The 17,889-nt window shown below is 41.1% G+C and carries 21 protein-coding genes; 10 read left to right on the forward strand and 11 right to left on the reverse strand.

Annotation, left to right across the window (positions count from 1 at the left end; all coding sequences use genetic code 11):
* The first annotated feature begins 140 nt into the window (after positions 1-140).
* Positions 141-638: a C40 family peptidase gene (locus ABWK04_05470; GenBank protein MEZ0361334.1), complete on the forward strand. Its 498-nt coding sequence runs from the start codon at positions 141-143 to the stop codon at positions 636-638.
* On the opposite strand, the gene mnmH is transcribed toward ABWK04_05470, so the two are convergent.
* Entirely contained in the window at positions 607-1,653 is a 1,047-nt protein-coding gene (gene mnmH / locus ABWK04_05475) for a tRNA 2-selenouridine(34) synthase MnmH (GenBank protein ID MEZ0361335.1), read from the reverse strand. The two genes, ABWK04_05470 and mnmH, sit on opposite strands and share 32 nt — an antisense overlap.
* A gap of 28 nt (positions 1,654-1,681) precedes the next feature.
* On the opposite strand from mnmH, the gene ABWK04_05480 reads away from it, so the two are divergent.
* From ABWK04_05480 to ABWK04_05490, 3 genes are read left to right on the forward strand one after another with little or no spacing between them, the layout of a single operon-like run.
* A complete protein-coding gene (locus ABWK04_05480; GenBank protein MEZ0361336.1) occupies positions 1,682-2,173 on the forward strand; it encodes a DsrE family protein in 492 nt (163 codons plus the stop codon).
* A gap of 23 nt (positions 2,174-2,196) precedes the next feature.
* Positions 2,197-2,424 carry a DNA-directed RNA polymerase subunit omega gene (gene rpoZ, locus ABWK04_05485; protein MEZ0361337.1) on the forward strand — a complete coding sequence of 76 codons (228 nt, stop codon included), beginning with the start codon at positions 2,197-2,199 and terminating at the stop codon, positions 2,422-2,424.
* A complete protein-coding gene (locus tag ABWK04_05490) occupies positions 2,408-4,099 on the forward strand; it encodes a transglycosylase SLT domain-containing protein (protein MEZ0361338.1) in 1,692 nt (563 codons plus the stop codon). Before rpoZ ends, ABWK04_05490 begins: the two co-directional genes overlap by 17 nt.
* On the opposite strand, the gene hemL is transcribed toward ABWK04_05490, so the two are convergent.
* Genes hemL through ABWK04_05510 form a run of 4 tightly spaced genes read right to left on the reverse strand, consistent with a single transcriptional unit; the run spans position 4,091 to position 6,375 of the window.
* Positions 4,091-5,365 (reverse strand): glutamate-1-semialdehyde 2,1-aminomutase, encoded by a 1,275-nt coding sequence (gene hemL, locus ABWK04_05495; protein MEZ0361339.1) that lies wholly within the window; start codon positions 5,363-5,365, stop codon positions 4,091-4,093. The two genes, ABWK04_05490 and hemL, sit on opposite strands and share 9 nt — an antisense overlap.
* 19 nt (positions 5,366-5,384) lie before the next feature.
* Positions 5,385-5,708, reverse strand: a complete 324-nt coding sequence (locus tag ABWK04_05500) for a DUF190 domain-containing protein (protein ID MEZ0361340.1) — start codon at positions 5,706-5,708, stop codon at positions 5,385-5,387.
* A complete protein-coding gene (gene crcB, locus ABWK04_05505; GenBank protein ID MEZ0361341.1) occupies positions 5,705-6,079 on the reverse strand; it encodes a fluoride efflux transporter CrcB in 375 nt (124 codons plus the stop codon). The genes ABWK04_05500 and crcB overlap by 4 nt, the downstream gene beginning before the upstream one ends.
* Complete coding sequence (locus ABWK04_05510; GenBank protein ID MEZ0361342.1) at positions 6,064-6,375, reverse strand: DUF190 domain-containing protein; 312 nt, start codon at positions 6,373-6,375, stop codon at positions 6,064-6,066. The genes crcB and ABWK04_05510 overlap by 16 nt, the downstream gene beginning before the upstream one ends.
* Before the next feature lie 73 nt (positions 6,376-6,448).
* Here ABWK04_05510 and hypB point away from each other — a divergent pair, with 73 nt between their 5' ends.
* From hypB to hypF, 6 genes are read left to right on the forward strand one after another with little or no spacing between them, the layout of a single operon-like run.
* Positions 6,449-7,174 carry a hydrogenase nickel incorporation protein HypB gene (gene hypB / locus ABWK04_05515; GenBank protein MEZ0361343.1) on the forward strand — a complete coding sequence of 242 codons (726 nt, stop codon included), beginning with the start codon at positions 6,449-6,451 and terminating at the stop codon, positions 7,172-7,174.
* Entirely contained in the window at positions 7,171-8,028 is an 858-nt protein-coding gene (locus ABWK04_05520) for a Ni/Fe hydrogenase (protein ID MEZ0361344.1), read from the forward strand. The genes hypB and ABWK04_05520 overlap by 4 nt, the downstream gene beginning before the upstream one ends.
* A complete protein-coding gene (locus ABWK04_05525; GenBank protein MEZ0361345.1) occupies positions 8,018-9,334 on the forward strand; it encodes a nickel-dependent hydrogenase large subunit in 1,317 nt (438 codons plus the stop codon). The genes ABWK04_05520 and ABWK04_05525 overlap by 11 nt, the downstream gene beginning before the upstream one ends.
* A gap of 13 nt (positions 9,335-9,347) precedes the next feature.
* A complete protein-coding gene (hypE, locus tag ABWK04_05530; GenBank protein MEZ0361346.1) occupies positions 9,348-10,349 on the forward strand; it encodes a hydrogenase expression/formation protein HypE in 1,002 nt (333 codons plus the stop codon).
* A gap of 1 nt (position 10,350) precedes the next feature.
* Positions 10,351-10,707 carry a hydrogenase maturation nickel metallochaperone HypA gene (gene hypA / locus ABWK04_05535; GenBank protein ID MEZ0361347.1) on the forward strand — a complete coding sequence of 119 codons (357 nt, stop codon included), beginning with the start codon at positions 10,351-10,353 and terminating at the stop codon, positions 10,705-10,707.
* Positions 10,697-12,925: a carbamoyltransferase HypF gene (gene hypF / locus ABWK04_05540; protein MEZ0361348.1), complete on the forward strand. Its 2,229-nt coding sequence runs from the start codon at positions 10,697-10,699 to the stop codon at positions 12,923-12,925. Before hypA ends, hypF begins: the two co-directional genes overlap by 11 nt.
* Here hypF and ABWK04_05545 read toward each other — a convergent pair.
* The 6 genes from ABWK04_05545 to ABWK04_05570 are packed head-to-tail and all read right to left on the reverse strand — an operon-like array spanning position 12,910 to position 17,747.
* Positions 12,910-13,287 (reverse strand): hydrogenase expression/formation protein, encoded by a 378-nt coding sequence (locus ABWK04_05545; protein ID MEZ0361349.1) that lies wholly within the window; start codon positions 13,285-13,287, stop codon positions 12,910-12,912. The two genes, hypF and ABWK04_05545, sit on opposite strands and share 16 nt — an antisense overlap.
* Positions 13,278-13,592 carry a thioredoxin gene (locus ABWK04_05550; GenBank protein ID MEZ0361350.1) on the reverse strand — a complete coding sequence of 105 codons (315 nt, stop codon included), beginning with the start codon at positions 13,590-13,592 and terminating at the stop codon, positions 13,278-13,280. Before ABWK04_05550 ends, ABWK04_05545 begins: the two co-directional genes overlap by 10 nt.
* On the reverse strand, positions 13,573-14,061 hold the full coding sequence (locus tag ABWK04_05555) for a HyaD/HybD family hydrogenase maturation endopeptidase (protein ID MEZ0361351.1): 489 nt from the start codon (positions 14,059-14,061) through the stop codon (positions 13,573-13,575). Before ABWK04_05555 ends, ABWK04_05550 begins: the two co-directional genes overlap by 20 nt.
* Complete coding sequence (gene cybH / locus ABWK04_05560; GenBank protein MEZ0361352.1) at positions 14,061-14,768, reverse strand: Ni/Fe-hydrogenase, b-type cytochrome subunit; 708 nt, start codon at positions 14,766-14,768, stop codon at positions 14,061-14,063. Before cybH ends, ABWK04_05555 begins: the two co-directional genes overlap by 1 nt.
* Positions 14,769-14,781: 13 nt before the next feature.
* Positions 14,782-16,683: a nickel-dependent hydrogenase large subunit gene (locus ABWK04_05565; GenBank protein MEZ0361353.1), complete on the reverse strand. Its 1,902-nt coding sequence runs from the start codon at positions 16,681-16,683 to the stop codon at positions 14,782-14,784.
* Positions 16,684-16,700: 17 nt separating this feature from the next.
* The gene (locus tag ABWK04_05570) at positions 16,701-17,747 is read right to left on the reverse strand and encodes a hydrogenase small subunit (GenBank protein MEZ0361354.1); all 1,047 of its coding nucleotides are present in this window, start codon (positions 17,745-17,747) and stop codon (positions 16,701-16,703) included.
* Between the last annotated feature and the right edge of the window lie 142 nt (positions 17,748-17,889).

Genomic DNA, 17,889 nt, shown 5'->3' on the forward strand with positions numbered 1-17,889 from the left:
GTTATTGGCAAAAGATAAGGCGAATCCTCATCTATGTCAATGGCTATTGAGAGTTTTCTTTCTAAGCAAGTAGGATAGTTTAGTTTATTTATTGACATATAATTTTTTAAATAGTAACATTTTATGTGGGGGAGTTTAAGATGGTGGGTGTTATAACTCTAATAGTGTGGATGTTATCCTCTGTGTATATGTCTTTTGCCTTTCCAGAAAGTTCAAAAGAGGACGAAGTGGTTATTACCGCACTATCACTCATAGATAGAAGATACAAATTCGGTTCGGAAAGCTCTCAAGCAATGGACTGCTCGGCTTTCGTACAGAAGGTTTTTCTAATAAACGGTATAAATCTTCCCAGATCGGCAAGAGAACAGGCAAATTACGGTATCCCTGTAAAAAAGCAGGACTTAAAACCTGGGGATTTACTCTTTTTTGCAACCTACGCAAGTTATCCCTCGCATGTAGGCATATATTTAGGTGATGGGAAAATGATACATGCCTCCACTACTCAAGGTATCATCATAAGCAAAATAGATGAACCTTATTGGGAAAAGAGATTCCTTTTTGCTAAAAGGATACTGCGAGACCAAAATGAGGATGAAATAAAGGATATTATCTTGGAAAGCTTGAGGGACAAATTTTAGAGTATGTATCAAAAATTTTTATAAGTTCCGCCTTGCACCTTTGTATATCGCTACAATTAATCGTATAAATAGGTTTCTTGCTCACCCTATACCTTCTGTCGTAGTGGGTCTCTATGAGGAATTTTACGAGAGTTTCATACTTTTTGTTTTTTAGCATATTTAACGCCTCGGTATAGTCACTTTCACCCAAATACTTTTTTATCCTTTCAAGGGATTGCCTCACTTCTTCCTCCCACCCTTCCACTTTTGTATATTCCTCAAGTATATTTTTAACTCTGTTTTCCATGCTGTTTTCCAGCTCTATGAATACACCTTCCTCTTTTTTGCTCCATAGAACATCTGGCAGATGTATGTTCCCTACACATCTGCTTTCGTCCTCAATAAAAGCATAATCACAGTTTATACCTCTCAAACTCTCGTACAATAGAGCATCAAACATCTTTTGGGAAACTTTTGTCTTCTTGCCTACCTTACCGAATACAGAACCTCTATCCTGGGCGAGATCTTCAAGATCAATTACAGGTAAGCCCTCCATCTTCAGTAATCTCAGGATCTTGCTTTTCCCTACACCAGTTTTTCCAGTAAGAACGAGGAAGTTTACACCCCGTAGCCTGTTTTGGATATCTTGCAGTATAAACTGCCTGTAAGCTCTGTATCCACCCTTTAGTCTTATAACCTGTATACCCGCTGAAGATAAAGCTTTACAAAGTTCCTGACTTCTCATACCTCCCCTCCAGCAATAAACTATCACATACCGATGGTTGTCTTTTAGTTTTCTGAAACTATCAAAGATCCTTGCGAGTTTACTTTGAGCTATTGAATATCCAAAATCCTTAGCTTTTTGTGTGCCTTGAGTTCTGTATATGAAGCCTATGATCTTCTTTTCCTCATCTTCAAAGATGGGTAAGTTTATGGCACCAGGTATGTGAAACTCGTTATACTCAGAAGGACTTCTTACGTCTACAAGTACCTTATCTTCAAGATTGTAAAGCTCATGAGCTTCTATTTCCAGCATGGCAACTTTGGAATTATAATTATAAAGTATGTACGCAAGAGTTATCTTCACCCTTTTGCTGATCCTTTGCGTATCCTTTGGGGCTGAGGGTGCCAAATTTATACAGACACAGTACACTAAACCATTTAAGGCTGTGGTAGAATTTTACTTTGATAATCCTGAAAAGATAGGTCCGGCTTTGGGTTGGGTATCTAACTTGGTGTACGTACTTTCCAACCCACCTTACAACTATTCTCCTGAGGATATAGATATAGTTGTTGTATCTCACGGTAGGGAGCTTCCTGTATTCGCCAAAGAGAATAGAAAGAAGTACGAAAGCATAGTAGAGAGGATAGAGAGTCTAAGTTTTTACGGCGTGAAGTTCACAGTTTGCTCCATGGCGGCAAGGCAGTTTTACGGATACTCGGAGAAGGATTTTTATCCTTTCGTAACGCTTGTACCTTCTGCTCTCACGGAGTTAATTCATTGGCAGCAAATGGGTTACGGGTTACTGATACCTCAAGTTTTGGAAGTAAAGTAATAATTTAACAGAGGAGGTTTTTCATGAGTAGGAGACCTAACGTGGAGATGGCATTAAAGCTCGTATCTTCAAGGTATGAGCTTGTGCATGCTGCAGCTAAAAGGGTAGAACAACTTATGCAATACGGTGAAGATATATTCGTAAAGGACAAAACAAAAGGGGATCTCGTGAAAAAAACCTTCCAAGCTATTGAAGATATAGCCAGCGGTAAGGTAAGGGTATTGAAGGTGGACAATGGGGAGAGTTCATGAGAAAGTATTTTTCTTTCTGATCTTTTTATTCGCCTTTTCTCCGAGGCTATCCATCTCTCAGGATATTCTACCACAAGAGTATAAGCTCCTTTCCGAATATCTCAAAAGTAGGGACGAAAAGATAGGAAGAGATATCTTAAAAAGCTATCCTGATGCTGTCTTTTTGGAGGATCTAAAGCTCATGCTTTCGGAAGATGCATACGCCAGAGGGGATCTCAAGAGTGCGAGGAGTTATTTGGAGAGCATAAACTTGAGTAGATTAAAACCAGATCTTCTCAGCAAGTATGCGGAACTTTGGAAAGATCTTGACCTTGACAAGAAGAAAGCTCTTCTTTTGGATCCAACTCTTTTTAGGGATTTCATAGGAAGTGTTGATCTGGATGATGATGAGGCTATAGGAGTTGCTCAAAAGCTGATAAGACACAGATACTATTACGATGCATTGAGGGTACTTTCAGGAGTAAGAGAAAAAAAAGCCTGTTATTATGTGGGATTGGCATACATGCATGCTGGTGATAAGGAAAGGGCTGAAGAAACCTTTCAATCATGCGATGATGAAAGGGGAAAGCTTCCACTCGTAGGTATATATATAAAAGAAGATAAAGAGGACAAAATTAGGGAAACTATCTTGAAGCTAAGAAGCGATCCTATAAGGAACAGTGTACTCTTTCTCGTAGGAAGACACTACCTTTACAAAGGAGATTACCAAAAAGCCAAAGAATACATATCTCTTATGACTGACAGCTATAAAAAATTTTTCAATTTAGGTCTTGTGAGTTTTATAGTGGGAGATTACGAAGATTCTATACACAACTTCATAAGAGCTTACTACTTTGCGAGTAATGAAAGCGAGATCTCTCAGTCATGCTTTTGGGTTTATAGGTCTTATGTTATGGAAGGGAGGGAGGATGCGGGTTTGAGGTATTTGGTGGAAGCTACAAAAGGCGACGGGTTTTACTCAGCTGTTGCAAAACTTAAAGTAGGTGAATCTATAGCTCACAGGGTACTCAGACGTGTCTTTTCAGATGGCGGTATCCCTCTACAGGCTAACGTTATAAAAGCTATAAGGGATGCTGGTTTTTACTACTACTCAAGACTTGAAGCTTTCAAAAGGATAGATCTTCTTTCGCCTACGGATATTATAGCTATATCCAGATTTGATCCCTTTCTTGCTATAAGGCTTGCATTGAGAAAATACGGAAGTAGGTCAGATGTATACAATTCCGTGGCATTCCCATTACCTTACAGAGAGTATGTTTACGAAGCATCTGAAAGGTACGGAGTTAGTTCTCAGCTTGTGTGGGCTGTTATGAGGCAAGAGAGTCTTTTTGATCCCTTCGCTGTATCCATATCAGGAGCTAAGGGTCTGATGCAACTCATGGATAGCACCGCAAGGTGGATGGCTAATAAGTTGGGTATGGAGCTTCAAAATGTATTAGATCCGAAAATTAACGTGTTTTTAGGAACCGCTTATCTAAAGTATCTTTACGAGATATGGAGCGGTGATCTTGTTAAGGTTCTTGCGAGCTACAACGCTGGAGAAAACAAAGTAAGGTCTTGGAAGTCTTACGATGATCCTTATCTCTTTATTGAAACTATACCTTTTAAAGAAACAAGGGAATATGTAAAGCGTGTACTATACAATTACTACGTTTATAAAGATCTTTTACAGTGATCCCAAAGCTTTTTTTATCTTTTCAAGTGCTATATCTATATCCTCTTGAGTGTGAGCAAGACTTAAAAACCACGCTTCAAACTGGGAAGGTGGTATAAGGATTCCTTGACCAAGCAATGCTCTGAAAAACTTTCCAAACATATCTACGTCAGAAGCTTTAGCACTTTTAAAGTCTCTCACATCACCTCTTGTAAAAAATAAAGTAAACATGGAAGCTATCCAATTTATCCTATGCGGAATACCTTTCTCTTTTAAAAGTTCGGATATGCCATCGACCAGTTTCTTGGTAAGAAGTTCCAAGTAACTGTAAGGTTTTTCCTTTGTTAGCATTTCAATGGTCTTTATACCAGCCACCATAGAGAGAGGGTTTCCGGAAAGTGTGCCTGCCTGATAGACAAAACCTTGCGGTGATACCAAGTCCATTATCTCCTCTCTACCTCCATAAGCACCTAAGGGCATCCCTCCACCAAGTATTTTCCCAAGACACGTAATATCTGGATTTATACCGAAAAGTTCCTGAGCGCCACCCAATGAAACTCTAAAGCCTGTTATGACTTCATCAAATATGAGCAAGGCTCCGTACTTTTCTGTTTCTTTGCGAAGTACCTTAAGAAACTCAAAATCAGGAACTACAACTCCCATATTTCCCGCAACAGGCTCAACTATTACACAAGCTATATCCTCCCCATATTTATTAAATGCTTCTTTAACAGCCAAATGGTCATTGTATGGAAGCACCAATGTCAGTTTAGCTAATTCTTCCGGAACACCTGCGGTGCCAGGAACTCCAAAGGTAGCAACTCCCGAACCACCGCTCACCAAAAGACTGTCGTAATGTCCATGATAACAACCGTCAAACTTAACTACATACTTTCTTTTGGTGTAAGCTCTGGCTAACCTTATAGCTGACATGGTAGCTTCGGTACCTGAAGATACGAACCTCACCTTTTCAATGGAAGGCACAAGTTGACAAACCATTTGGGAAAGAGTGATTTCATGCACGTTAGTAAGTCCATAAGAAAGCCCTTTCTGTGCCTGTTGGAATATGGCTTCAACTACTAAAGGGTGAGAATGTCCCAATATGAGTGGACCCCATGAGCAAAGAAAGTCTATGTACTCTTTACCTTCCACATCCCATATTTTTGAACCCTTAGCCTTTTCCACAACTATGGGATTCCCACCTACAGCCTTAAAGGCTCTTACCGGAGAGCTTACGCCCCCGGGCATGTATCTTTTTGCCATTTCAAAAAGATCAGTATTCCTCATATTTTTAGAATAACATAGGTTAAGGAGCTCTAAGTATCTTAACCTTTTCTAAGGTTATAAGTCCACCGCTTATAAACTTTGCAATTTCCGGAAGTACAGCCTTTATGTTCTCTTCACAATCTATTATCTCAACAACTATTGGAAGGTCAGAAGATAACTTGAAAAGACCAGCTTTGTGTATTACTGATGACTTTCCGTAACCTAATATGCCTCTAAAGACAGTAACACCTGCTATATTTTTACTTTTGCAAAATTCAGTTATGTATTTATAAAGTGGTTTCCCCTCGTACTTGTCATTTTCACCAAAAAAGATACGAACTAAAAGCGCTTCTTCGCACTTCATAGTACTCTTCCTGTATTATAACCCAAAAGCGTTACAAAAATACCCACAAAAACACTCAAGAAAATGTAAAACATACCTTTAAAAACCTCACCGTTCATGAAGAGATTGTAACTCTCGTAAGAAAAAGTGGAAAACGTAGAAAAGCCTCCAAGAAAACCTGTTATCAGGAAGGCTCTGATAGCGGGTGATACTGCAAGTTTTTCAACAAAATAAGAGAAGAAAAAACCTATCAAAAAGCACGCAATGAGATTTACCACGAGTGTTCCAAAGGGGAAATCTATACCCACTTTATCCTGTAAAAATTTGGAAAGATAGTATCTAAAAATTGAGCCTAAAGCACCTCCCAAAGCTATAGCTATTGCCAAACCCATATCTGAGCCTTCTCCAGGCTTATGAGTCCACTTTTCAAATACTTGCTCACTTCTTCCAAAATCCCTTCCACTTTCTCCTCCTCATCAACAAACTCTATTACTACAGGAAGATCGTAAGACATAACCTCAATACCTTCATAATGATAATGTCCGGTAGTTCCATATCCTAAAATGCCTTTTAATACAGTTGCTCCACCTACACCTTTATCTTGCAATACTTTTAAGATCCTAGAATAAAGAGGTTCACTTTCAAACTCCTCGCTCTCTTTTAGAAACACACGAACCAGCACATGCATGAGAATATTATATCTTGTCCTTCTACTTTTACGGTGTATATTTAAAGAATGAATAACTATTCGGAGGATTACCATGTGCAGAGAGTGTGGTTGTTCGGTAAATCACCAGCACGTTCAGCATTCGGAGGATAAAAAGACTATTGAGGTGTTTACCAAAATACTTGATGCCAATGACAAGCAAGCTCAGGAAAACAGGGAGCATTTCCAAGAGTACGGTGTTTACTGTATAAACTTGATGAGCTCGCCCGGAGCTGGAAAAACAAGTCTCCTTGAAAAAACTATAGAGTTTGTAAGCGATGAGCTTAGGATAGGAGTCATAGAAGGAGATCTTGAAACTAATAGAGACGCTCAAAGGATAAAGGCGAAAGGCGCACCAGCTTACCAGATAACCACGGGAAATGCTTGCCATCTTGATGCCTTTATGGTTCACGAAGGTATTCATCACCTACCTTTGGAAGAGCTTGATGTGGTTTTTATAGAAAATGTAGGAAATCTCGTGTGTCCTGCATCTTACGATGTAGGAGCGCACCTTAACGTAGTTCTCCTATCAGTGACTGAAGGGGAAGACAAGCCAGAGAAGTATCCGGTAATGTTCAGATGCGCTGATCTCATGTTAATAACGAAGATAGACCTTTTACCTTATGTGGATTTTTCCGTGGATAAGGCAGTAAGCTCGGCAAGGAAACTAAAGCCTAACATGGATTTTATAACACTGTCCGCAAAGACTGGGGAAGGTATAGAGAATTGGATAGACTACCTGAAGTTTAAATTGAGGATCTACAAAAGGGTTGCGAAATGAACGTACTTTGGCTACAGAGACTTTCATGTTGCGGTAACACTCATTCCCTTTTAAACTGTGAAACCTTTGACTCTCTCCTCAAGGAAGTAAACTTTCTGTTTCATCCCTCCCTATCTGTAGGAGATGAGGAGGAGATCTTAAGTGAGGTGTTAAAAGGGGCTATGAAGGTGAACCTCCTTGTAATTGAGGGTGCTGTAAGGGGAGATGACAAAAAGATAAGAGAACTTTGCTACATCGCGGATTACGTTATGGCTGTTGGTAGCTGTGCCTCCTATGGTAACATACCCGCTTTAAAAGATTATAGGGTCTTTGGGCTTCAATACAGGTTTAAAGAAGCGGGAGGGCTTTTGGGAAAGGACTTTATCTCAAAGGGCGGGCTTCCAGTCATAAATGTATCGGGCTGTCCAGCTCATCCCGAATGGATAGTTGGGGTCATAAGGAGCTTGTCTAAGGGTATAAAACCTGAGCTTGACAACTACGGAAGACCAAAAGAGTTTTACTCGAGTTTGACACATTGGGGATGCACACGAAATGAGTATTTTGAGTGGAAGATAGAACCGGAAAGCTTAGGTTCTAAAAAGGGCTGTTTATTTTATAACTACGGATGTAGGGGTCCGATGACATATTCTTCGTGCAACATAATACTCTGGAATGGTGTTAACTCAAAAACCAGAGCTGGTACACCATGTTTTGGTTGTACTGAGTTTGATTTTCCCAGAGTGGGACTTTTTGAAACTAAGCAATTTGCAGGTTTACCAGCAGAGTTGCCCATAGGTGTATCAAAGAGAGGCTACATAATGCTCTCAGGTATTGCAAAAGTTTTTGCACCAGAGAGGTTAAAAATTGAAGGTTGAGAAAAGACTGCTTGCAAGAGTAGAAGGTACAGCTGAGCTTGAGCTTATTTGGAAGGATGGACATATTTATGATGCCAAGGTAAGAGTAGCAAGCTCAAGGGGTATTGAAAGGGTACTTGAGGGAAGACCCTTTATGGACGCACTTGCGATAACACCCAGGGTATGCGGTATATGTGGGCATGCTCATTTAATGGCGTGTGTAAAAGCTCTTGAAGATGCTATAGGACAGGTAAAACTATCCCAGAAAGCAAAACTCGTGAGGGACATAACGCTGATGATAGAGATGGTACAAAATCACATAAAGTGGTTTTACCTCTTCGTGATGCCGGACTTTATAAGACTCGGTGAGAAACTTGAAGAATTTGAACCTTTTAGGGGTAAAAAGTGGAAAAGCGCCATAAGTATCGCGTCGGAAGCTGTCAAGATAATAGCCATATTCGGCGGTCAATGGCCGCACTCTTCTTACGCTGTTCCCGGAGGCATCACATCAAATTTTACGAACGCTGATCTTTCAAAGGCTTTATCTATACTTGATAAAGTTACGGATTTCTTTCTTGAAGAAACAGTTGGTATGAGTATGGAGAGTTTTCAATCCTCTAAAAAGTTTGGCTATTGGGAAGAACTAAAAGGTGATGTGAAACTCTTTGCAGAACTTTGCGCCAAGTATGGGCTTGACAAGATAGGTTTATCTTACGGAAGATTCTTAACAGGGGGTGAAGTATTTCCTTGTATAAGTCCAGGTCACTTCACAGGAGAAAAGAAGTTATGTTCCTTGAACATATCAAAGATAAAAGAGACTGATATTTCTCCATACTCAGGTGCAAAAGTGGTACGTTACAATGGACTACCTTATGAAACAGGACCATTATCTCGGCAATTTCTTTCAGGTAATCCCTTCATCAAGAGGCTTTACAAAATCTACAGAGATAGTTATATGGTTAGAGTACTTTCCCGTCTTCTTGAGATCTGGGAACTTATAGATGCCACAAGGGAGAAACTTCTTTACCTATACGCCCTTATAAAAGAACCATCTTACTACACCCTCCATCAAAAACCGGAAAAGGTTACAGGTGAAGGCATAGGTATAGTTGAAGCGGCAAGAGGTACCCTCATACATAACGTGCGTATAGAAAAAGGTACTGTGATCAAGTATGACATTATAACCCCGTCGGTGTGGAACTTAGGACCCAGGTGTGAAAGATATTTAGGTGTAGCCGAAAGAGCTATGATCGGCTTGAAAAATCCCATACATGCGGAGATGGTTTTGAGAAGCTTTGATGCTTGTTCCGTATGTACAACTCATTAGGAGGAGGTATAATATGAAGAGGGTTCTTCTCTCACATGGTGGTGGTGGGGAAGATACATGGAGGCTTATAAAAGAAGTTTTTTTGAGACACCTATCCAACGAGTATCTTAATAAACTTGAAGATGCGGCTTTGCTTGAGGTAGATTCAAAAATAGCTTTTACCACAGATTCCTTTACCGTAAATCCTATCTTTTTCAAAGGCGGGAATATAGGAAAACTTGCAGTTGCGGGAACGGTAAACGATCTATCCGTTATGGGAGCAAAGCCCATTTATATGTCCTTAGGATTCATCATAGAGGAAGGTTTCCCTTACGAAGAACTTGAGAGTATAGTGATCAGCATGAAAGAAGAAGCACAAAAGTCTGGCGTGCTTGTGGTTGCTGGTGACACAAAAGTAGTCCCGCGAGGTAACGTAGACGGTCTTTTTATAAGCGCATCCGGTATAGGTAAAGTGCTTTACGAAGGTATCTCTTGCAGTAACGTAAAGGCTGGGGATGTAATAATTGTATCTGGTGGAATAGGTGAGCATGGTGCCTGCATACTCGCTCAAAGGGAAGGTATTCAAATGGATGTGGAACTTGAGAGTGATTGTAGGAGTTTATGGGATCTTATAGAAAAGATCATTAAATCCGGCGTGGAGATACATGCCATGAGAGATCCAACAAGGGGCGGGCTTTCAGCGGTTTTATACGAATGGGCGATAAGTTCGCGTGTATCTTTCTTAATTGACGAGGAAAACATACCTATTAAAGAACCAGTTGTTGGGCTTTGCGAACTTTTGGGTCTTGAACCTTACCACCTCGCCTGTGAAGGTAGGGTCGTTATAGCTCTTCCCGAAAAGGATGCGGAAAAGGTACTCAACGTAATTAGAAATCATCCTGACGGGGAAGATGCTCGGATAATTGGCAAGGCTATTCCGGTGGAAGGTTCTCCTAAGGTTATCCTCCGAACTTTTTACGGTACACACAGGGTACTTGATCCCCCTGCTGGTGAGCTTCTGCCGAGGATATGCTGATATGCATGAATTTTCCATAGTTCAGAGTCTTATAGAACTCATAGAGCAATACGCACAAGAAAATAGGGCTAAGAAGGTTACAAAGGTAGTTGTGAGCTTAGGTATACTTTCCGGTGTAGAACCTCACCTTCTTGAGCTTGCCTTCAACACTTTCAAAGAAGGAACCGTTGCGGAAGATGCCTTATTCGTGGTTGAGCTGGAGAGGTTGAAAATCAAGTGCAAAGAATGCCATACGGAAAGCGAAAAGGATCAGCTCAACATCCTTTGTCCAGTTTGTGGCTCTACAGACACGCAAATTACGGGCGGTCAGGATATGCTTCTAAAAAGCCTTGAATTGGAGTGTGAAGATGAGACTTAAAATAAATCTGAAAGGTGCAGTTCAAGGGGTAGGCTTTAGACCATTCGTTTATCGTATAGCTACTGAGCTTGGACTCAAAGGGTGGGTGATAAATGACTCCTCAGGCGTTGAGATAGAGGTTGAGGGCAAGGAGGAAGTTTTGCAGAAATTCTTGTTGCGATTGAGTGAGGAAAAACCACCTCTGTCCCACATATACTCACAAGAGATTGAGTACCTTGATGATGCAGGATACAACACTTTTGAGATAAGAAAGAGTAAGGGTGAAGGGAGAAAAGAGGTACTGGTGTTACCTGACATAGCTACTTGCGATGAATGTTTGAGGGAACTTTTTGATCCAGCCGATAGAAGATACCTATATCCCTTTATAAACTGTACCAACTGTGGACCGAGATTTACCATAATTGAAAAACTTCCTTACGATAGACCTCATACGACTATGAAGCTCTTTACTATGTGTGAGAATTGTCACAAAGAGTATGAAGATCCTGCAAATAGAAGATTCCACGCCCAGCCTAATGCCTGTCACATGTGTGGACCATGGCTTAGTCTTTACGGAAGTGACCGCAGACTATTAGGTGAACGTAATGAAGCGCTGAGACTCCTCATCAAAGCTTTAAGGGATGGTCTTATAGTGGCGGTAAAAGGGATAGGAGGCTTTCATCTTATGTGCGATGCAACAAAAGAAGATACCGTTAAACTCCTAAGAAAGAGGAAAAAAAGATCAGAAAAACCTTTTGCGGTTATGTTCAGAGATATACAGCAGGTAAATCTCTATGCTGAACCAACAGAATTTGAAAAGGCACTACTTTTGTCTCCCGAAAGACCTATAGTTTTAATAAAAAAGCGTAAAGAGCTTGCACCTTCGGTGGCACCGGCACTTAAAAGGATAGGAGCTTTTCTGCCTTATTCACCTCTTCATCACATAATTTTGAGTTCCCTTGACTTTCCTTTGATAGCCACATCCGGTAACCTATCCGACGAGCCTATAGTAAAAGACAACGAAGAAGCTCTTGAAAGGCTCTCAGCTTTTGCGGATATGATCCTCATACACAACAGGGACATAAAGAGGAGGTGTGATGACTCCGTTGTTAAGGTAGTTGGAGGAGTAGCGCTTCCCGTAAGAAGATCAAGGGGATACGCTCCTATGCCGATAAAACTTCCCTTTAAACTCAGCAGAAAAGTTTTAGCTCTTGGAGGTATGTTGAAAAACACCTTCGCTATAGGTTTTGATGATACTGTAATACTCAGTCAGCATATAGGTGATGTGGAAAATATAGAAACGCTCAAAAGTTTTGAATGTATGGTTTTTGATCTTATGGAGCTTTATGAGTTTGAACCTGATGTTGTTGTGTGCGATATGCATCCGAGATACGAAACTACCCGATGGGGAGAAGTATTCTCTCAAGCTAAAGGGATACCCATAATAAAAGTACAACACCACTATGCGCACATACTTTCGTGCATGGCTGAAAGGGGTATAAAAGAGGATGTTTTGGGAATAGCATGGGATGGTACCGGTTACGGCGAGGACGGAACCCTCTGGGGTGGTGAATTCATGGTTTGCAATTACGGAAATTACGACAGGGTTTTTCACATAAAACCCTTCAGATTGATAGGTGGGGAAAAGGCTGTCAAAGAACCCAGAAGGGTAGCTCTTTCTGTACTTTTTGAGCTTTACGGTAAAGAGGTCTTTGATATGGAAATAGAAACGGTAAGATCCTTTACAAATATGGAACTTGCGAATCTTTATAATGTATGGATCAAGGGAATAAACTCTCCTTACTCAAGTTCAGTGGGTAGGCTTTTTGATGCTGTTGCTTCCATCATAGGTGTGAGACACACCCTCTCTTACGAAGGTCAAGCCGCCATGATGATAGAAGATCTCTATAATCCTTTAGTAAGGGATCATTACACCTTTAGTCTGGAAAGATCACATATAGATTGGAGACCTATGTTCTATGATCTCATAAAAGACACAGATCGTGAGAAAATACCTTCAAGATTTATAAACACCCTTGCGAAAGTTTGCCTTGAGGTATCTTTGAGGGTAGGCATTGAGAATGTGTGTTTATCTGGTGGTGTTATGCAAAATGATCCCCTTGTGAGCAAAATCAAAGAGCTTCTTACGGAGAGGGGCTTTAAAGTTCACACACACCAAAGGGTACCACCTAATGATGGCGGGTTATGTTTAGGACAGGCTGTCTATAGTTCCCTTTGAAACAAAATTTTTAATCTATCCTCAAGTATCCTGATGGATTCTTCCATATCCTCTCTCTGAGAAGATGCCATGCGTGGAAATGCGGTTATTTCAATAGTTTCTAAAATGGGTTTGTTATCCCTATCAAAGAATACACCTATCCACACACCGTATATGCCTGTCTCTCTCCATTCAGCGGGCTGTGTCTTTGACTCAAGCCTTATCTTTACCTGACCTTCACCTAAAGTGTCAAGTATGGCTATCCTATCTTCTTCGGTTATGGGTATTTTGTTAATGTATATGATGTGTTCCTTGCCTTTTTCGTAAAGGTCTTTGAGAGCATGGAGTATTTCGTTCAGTATAGCTGGGGCATTCATAAGCATGATATAAACCTCTCTACGTATTCGTTCCATGCTTTTATACCATCCATAACTTCCACACATTCACCGTTTTTAAAGATCACCAAAGATGGCAGTCTAAAATCTTCCAGTATTTTCATATTTTCATCCGCGCATATGGAGAAAAATTCTATCTTATGACCGAAAACTTTTTCAAGTTCCGGAACAACTATGTCTGTATCAAAAATCTCCTTTATCTTATCCCTCTTTAGTTCCGACCTTACATAAAGCACGAAACTCATCCTTCTTTCTTTCAGCTTTTGTAATTGATCAAGACAGATCTTTTGCATGCTTGACCTCTATACCCCATTCTCTCAATTGATCCAATACCTCATTCAAAAGCTTATCAAAGTTATTCCTCACAGTTTGAGAAAGCTCTAAGGATATGTCAAGACTTTCTGGTTCCATACCTATCACAACTATCTCTTCGGGATACCTACCCGTTATTTCAGCTACCGCCAAAACTTCTTGAATACCTATCTCATGAGCGGAAACTTTTCTCCTAAAGTAAGTCTTTACTTCATCACCCCTGAACTTGTAAATAAAGCCCGGGGGGTTCCCCCCAAGCACCGCGTCAATTATCAACAATCTGTCAGTACCTTCCAAAAAGTAGAGAAGATCTAAGCCTAAAGTTCCACCATCTAAAAGCTCCACCTCCGTGTTGAAGGAGTATCTCCTTTTTAGTTCTTCTACAGCTTTTATGCCCATGCCTTCGTCCGATAAAAGTACGTTTCCTACACCCAGCACGAGCGTCCTCATCACTCCACATCCTTCAAATCAACTGGTTCTTTCTCAAATACTTTATAACCGCTGAACATGGAGGAAAGTTCTCCGTTCTTTTTGAGAGCTTCTTCTCTGATCACAAGATAAACGTGTAAAACTGCAAAGACGATTATAAGCCACGCGAGCCAATGATGCCACATGTGTACCATAAATTCTCCACCAAGAAAGCCAAGGATCCATCCCAAAAGGGAAGACCAAAAACTTCCTGGGCTGGACATACCGTACATGGCAAAACCTGTCGCTATCATTACAAATATTGCCAGATAAACTAATGGATAAACTGTTCTAGCACAAGCGTTCCTAACATACTCTTGACCTTCACCTTCTTTCATCACAAAGATGTACTTTAAAGTGATCTCTTTCAGTCCCATCCAATAATCTCTCCTCCAGATAGCGGGAAAGAGAAGCCTATCTCTCTTGTTAAACAGCGATATGATCACCCTAAAGATAAAAGAAGCGAGAAGGACATAACCTGCTATAAAGTGTATCTTTCTTATGAAGTCCATAGTTATGCCTTCCTTGTATGCGTATGTTGCTTCTACACCTACAGGTCCGAGAAAGAAAGGGTTTCCTATATATAGTCCTGTGATAAAAAGGGTTATTATGGTAAGGAAGTTCACCCAGTGCCATATTCTCAAACCCGGACTGAAAATATACACCTTCTTCGCCTCAATCTCTCTCATATTAAAACCTCCTTCAGTAACATACATTAGCACCTTGCACTTTCACTTCAACTATTTCTTGCCCTTCGGTGTTGTAAAGATGGGTAGAACAAGCAAGGCAAGGATCAAAGGAGTGTATACCCCTCAGAACTTCAAGGGGTTTATCCACGACCTTAATAGGCGTATCTTTCATACATTCTTCAAAAGCACCCTGCCCTCCCATAGGATCTCTTGGTGAACCGTTCCATGTAGTTGGAACTACGCATTGATAATTAGCTATCTTTCCGTCTTTTATTATCACCCAGTGGCCAAGGGCACCTCTTGGTGCATCTGTTATACCTACACCTTTCGCTTCTTTTGGCCATGTAGAAGGATCCCACTTTTCCATATTTGCAACGGATGTGTCTCCAGCCTTTATATTGTCGTAAAGTTTTTTCAAAAAGTAAAGATTTGCTGAAACACCCAACTGCGCTTCAAGTCCCCTTGCAGCGGTTCTTCCTACTGTTGTAGGTAGCCATACATGAGGAGGTATATCAAGCACCTTAGATACTAAATCTATCTGCTTGACCACCATTTCATCCATCCAGCTCGGCTTTATATGACCTTGCTTTACTCCGGTATAGACCACTATATACCTTGCCAGAGGTCCCACCTCGCAAGGTTTTCCTCTCCATCTTGGAGACTTTATCCAAGAGTACTTGCCCTGTTCGTCAAGGTACTTCCACTGGGTCTTTGTCCCTTCTTTTGGTCCTGTATAATTGGGTTCGGTGATGCCATCCCAAGGATGCAGTCCCTTTGTCTCGTCAGGATACTTGTACCAGGAATGAGCTACAAACTCCTGTATAATGCCAGGGTCCGCAAAATCCTTGCCTACAAGAGGGTAATACTTAGCTTTGTCCACACCTTCCGCAAAATTTTCTACAACACCGTTGCAGTGGTAAAGTATCTTGCTGTGATAATCTCCTGTCTTTATACCTTTGTAAGGCTCATCGGGAAACTCACCGTATCCTAATGTCCTCTTCTTTGCAAGTCCTCCACCGTAAACCTGCCCTTTCTGTGCGTATATGTGCCCTATAGCTAAAAGATCAATAAGGTAAAATAGATTCACCGCTTCAGCCTGAGTGTATATGGCATCCTCAACTACCGCAAGCCTTTCCGTGTTTATCGGAGCGTTCATATCGTTCATGGATATGGAACAGGTCATCCCACCCACCAAGTAATGAGGATGGGGATTTTTACCTCCGAAAATAACTTGAGGAATAAAGAGTTCCCTTTGGACATCAAGCATGTTAAGATAGTGGGCAACAGCCATAAGGTGAACTTCCGGAGGTAACAGTTTGTAATCAGGGTGATCCCACCAGTGAGCGGCAAATATACCAAGCTGTCCACTTTCCACTATCTTCTTTATCTTTTCTTGGAAGGCTCTAAAATACCCAGGCGTCGCTTTAGGGAACTTTTTGGGATAAGCTCTATGTCCTATCGGGTCCGGCATAAGTTCTGCAATTGCTCCATATTTTTCAAGGAGCTGGTTTTGAAGTACTGCAGTTTGAACCGGATCAGCTTTTAAAGCTTCCACAGGAGAAACCCAGTCAAGGGCATGAAGGTGGTAAAAATGTACCAAGTGGTCATGCACCTGCAGAGAGCCATACATGATGTTTCTGATATAGTTTGCGTTTTTGGGAATCTGGATTTCAAGGGCATCCTCTATGCACTTTACGGATGCGTAAGCGTGAATAGATGTACATACTCCACATATCCTTTGAGCAAAAGCCCAGGCATCCCTTGGGTCTCTTCCGCGCAGTATGAGTTCAATACCTCTCCACATAGTACCTGAGGACACAGCATCCTGAACCTTCCCTGACTTCTCATCCACAATAAGCTCAATCCTCAGGTGTCCCTCAATTCTTGTTACTGGATCAACTACCACCCTTGCCATGCTTTTACCTCCTTTATTTATTTGGATCTGATCTTGGAAATCACACCGTGAGCAATTGCACCAGCAGCTGCCGCTGCTGTAACAACAGCTCCAACCTTGTCAGGGCTTGCTTCAACGTTAGGTAATGGAATAGTTGTAAGCCTCTGATAAAAGGGGCTTTTGTCCCAGAAATCCTCTTCAGCACAGCCTATACAACCGTGACCAGCTTGAATAGGATAAGAGAGACCGTTGTACCAACGTATGTTTCCGCAAGAGTTGTATGTCGTAGGTCCTCTGCATCCCATCTTGTAAAGACACCATCCCTTTTTAGCTCCATCGTCATCAAACTTCTCCACAAACTGACCTGCATTGAAAAAGGCTCTTCTGTAGCACGTATCGTGTATACGATTACCGTAAAACTGCTTAGGTCTTCCCTGAGAATCAAGAGGTGGTATAGAATCAAAAAGAACAAGATACATGATAACACCAGTCATAACTTCAGCTATGGGAGGACAGCCTGGAACTTTTATTATAGGCTTGTCCGATATCACCTTGTGTATGGGAACTGCCGTTGTCGGGTTGGGTTTTGCTGCCTGGACGCATCCCCAACTGGCGCATGAACCCCACGCTATTACAGCTTTTGCACCTTTCGCAGACTCTTTGAGATTTTCAAGAAAAGCCTTTCCACCCACTACACAGTACATGCCATCTTCACCGAGCGGTGGGTTTCCCTCAACCGCGAGGATATAGTTTCCCCAGTATTTTTTGATAATTTCCTCCCTATGTCTTTCAAGGGCTTCTCCTGCAGCTGCTGAAAGCGTATCATCGTACTCAAGGGATATCATGGAAAGCACCACATCCGAGGCAAGCGGTGTGGCTGATCTTATGAAAGATTCCGAACAGCAGGTACACTCAAGACCGTGAATCCACAAGACTGGTACTCTAGGCTTGGTTTCTAAAGCTTTTACCACCTGAGGTATCATGGAGGGTGACAGACCCATTATACCTGTTATGGTAGTGGCAAATTTTAAAAAATCCCTCCTGCTAACTCCGTGCCTTTTGAAGGTCTCCCAAAAAGTCTCCATAATTAACCTCCTTAATTGAATATTCGTTCAATAATATGATGAAATATATATTGATATTTGTCAAATAAAAAATTTTTATGGTAATTATAAGATATACTTATAATACGCTAAAAGCTATAACCGATATCATAGGCATACAAGC

Source organism: Hydrogenobacter sp. (assembly GCA_041287335.1).
Taxonomy (GTDB): Bacteria; Aquificota; Aquificia; order Aquificales; family Aquificaceae; genus Hydrogenobacter.

Coding starts and splice junctions, on each gene's coding strand:
- ABWK04_05490 (MEZ0361338.1), top strand. CDS start 2,408: ATGGGGAGAGTTCATGAGAAAGTATTTTTCTTTCTGATCTTTTTATTC.
- ABWK04_05550 (MEZ0361350.1), bottom strand. CDS start 13,592: ATGCAAAAGATCTGTCTTGATCAATTACAAAAGCTGAAAGAAAGAAGG.
- ABWK04_05570 (MEZ0361354.1), bottom strand. CDS start 17,747: ATGGAGACTTTTTGGGAGACCTTCAAAAGGCACGGAGTTAGCAGGAGG.
- ABWK04_05555 (MEZ0361351.1), bottom strand. CDS start 14,061: ATGAGGACGCTCGTGCTGGGTGTAGGAAACGTACTTTTATCGGACGAA.
- ABWK04_05565 (MEZ0361353.1), bottom strand. CDS start 16,683: ATGGCAAGGGTGGTAGTTGATCCAGTAACAAGAATTGAGGGACACCTG.
- rpoZ (MEZ0361337.1), top strand. CDS start 2,197: ATGAGTAGGAGACCTAACGTGGAGATGGCATTAAAGCTCGTATCTTCA.
- hemL (MEZ0361339.1), bottom strand. CDS start 5,365: ATGAGGAATACTGATCTTTTTGAAATGGCAAAAAGATACATGCCCGGG.
- hypF (MEZ0361348.1), top strand. CDS start 10,697: ATGAGACTTAAAATAAATCTGAAAGGTGCAGTTCAAGGGGTAGGCTTT.
- mnmH (MEZ0361335.1), bottom strand. CDS start 1,653: ATGCTGGAAATAGAAGCTCATGAGCTTTACAATCTTGAAGATAAGGTA.
- ABWK04_05500 (MEZ0361340.1), bottom strand. CDS start 5,708: ATGAAGTGCGAAGAAGCGCTTTTAGTTCGTATCTTTTTTGGTGAAAAT.
- ABWK04_05470 (MEZ0361334.1), top strand. CDS start 141: ATGGTGGGTGTTATAACTCTAATAGTGTGGATGTTATCCTCTGTGTAT.
- hypB (MEZ0361343.1), top strand. CDS start 6,449: ATGTGCAGAGAGTGTGGTTGTTCGGTAAATCACCAGCACGTTCAGCAT.
- ABWK04_05480 (MEZ0361336.1), top strand. CDS start 1,682: ATGTACGCAAGAGTTATCTTCACCCTTTTGCTGATCCTTTGCGTATCC.
- hypE (MEZ0361346.1), top strand. CDS start 9,348: ATGAAGAGGGTTCTTCTCTCACATGGTGGTGGTGGGGAAGATACATGG.
- ABWK04_05510 (MEZ0361342.1), bottom strand. CDS start 6,375: ATGCATGTGCTGGTTCGTGTGTTTCTAAAAGAGAGCGAGGAGTTTGAA.
- hypA (MEZ0361347.1), top strand. CDS start 10,351: ATGCATGAATTTTCCATAGTTCAGAGTCTTATAGAACTCATAGAGCAA.
- ABWK04_05545 (MEZ0361349.1), bottom strand. CDS start 13,287: ATGCTTATGAATGCCCCAGCTATACTGAACGAAATACTCCATGCTCTC.
- crcB (MEZ0361341.1), bottom strand. CDS start 6,079: ATGGGTTTGGCAATAGCTATAGCTTTGGGAGGTGCTTTAGGCTCAATT.
- ABWK04_05520 (MEZ0361344.1), top strand. CDS start 7,171: ATGAACGTACTTTGGCTACAGAGACTTTCATGTTGCGGTAACACTCAT.
- cybH (MEZ0361352.1), bottom strand. CDS start 14,768: ATGAGAGAGATTGAGGCGAAGAAGGTGTATATTTTCAGTCCGGGTTTG.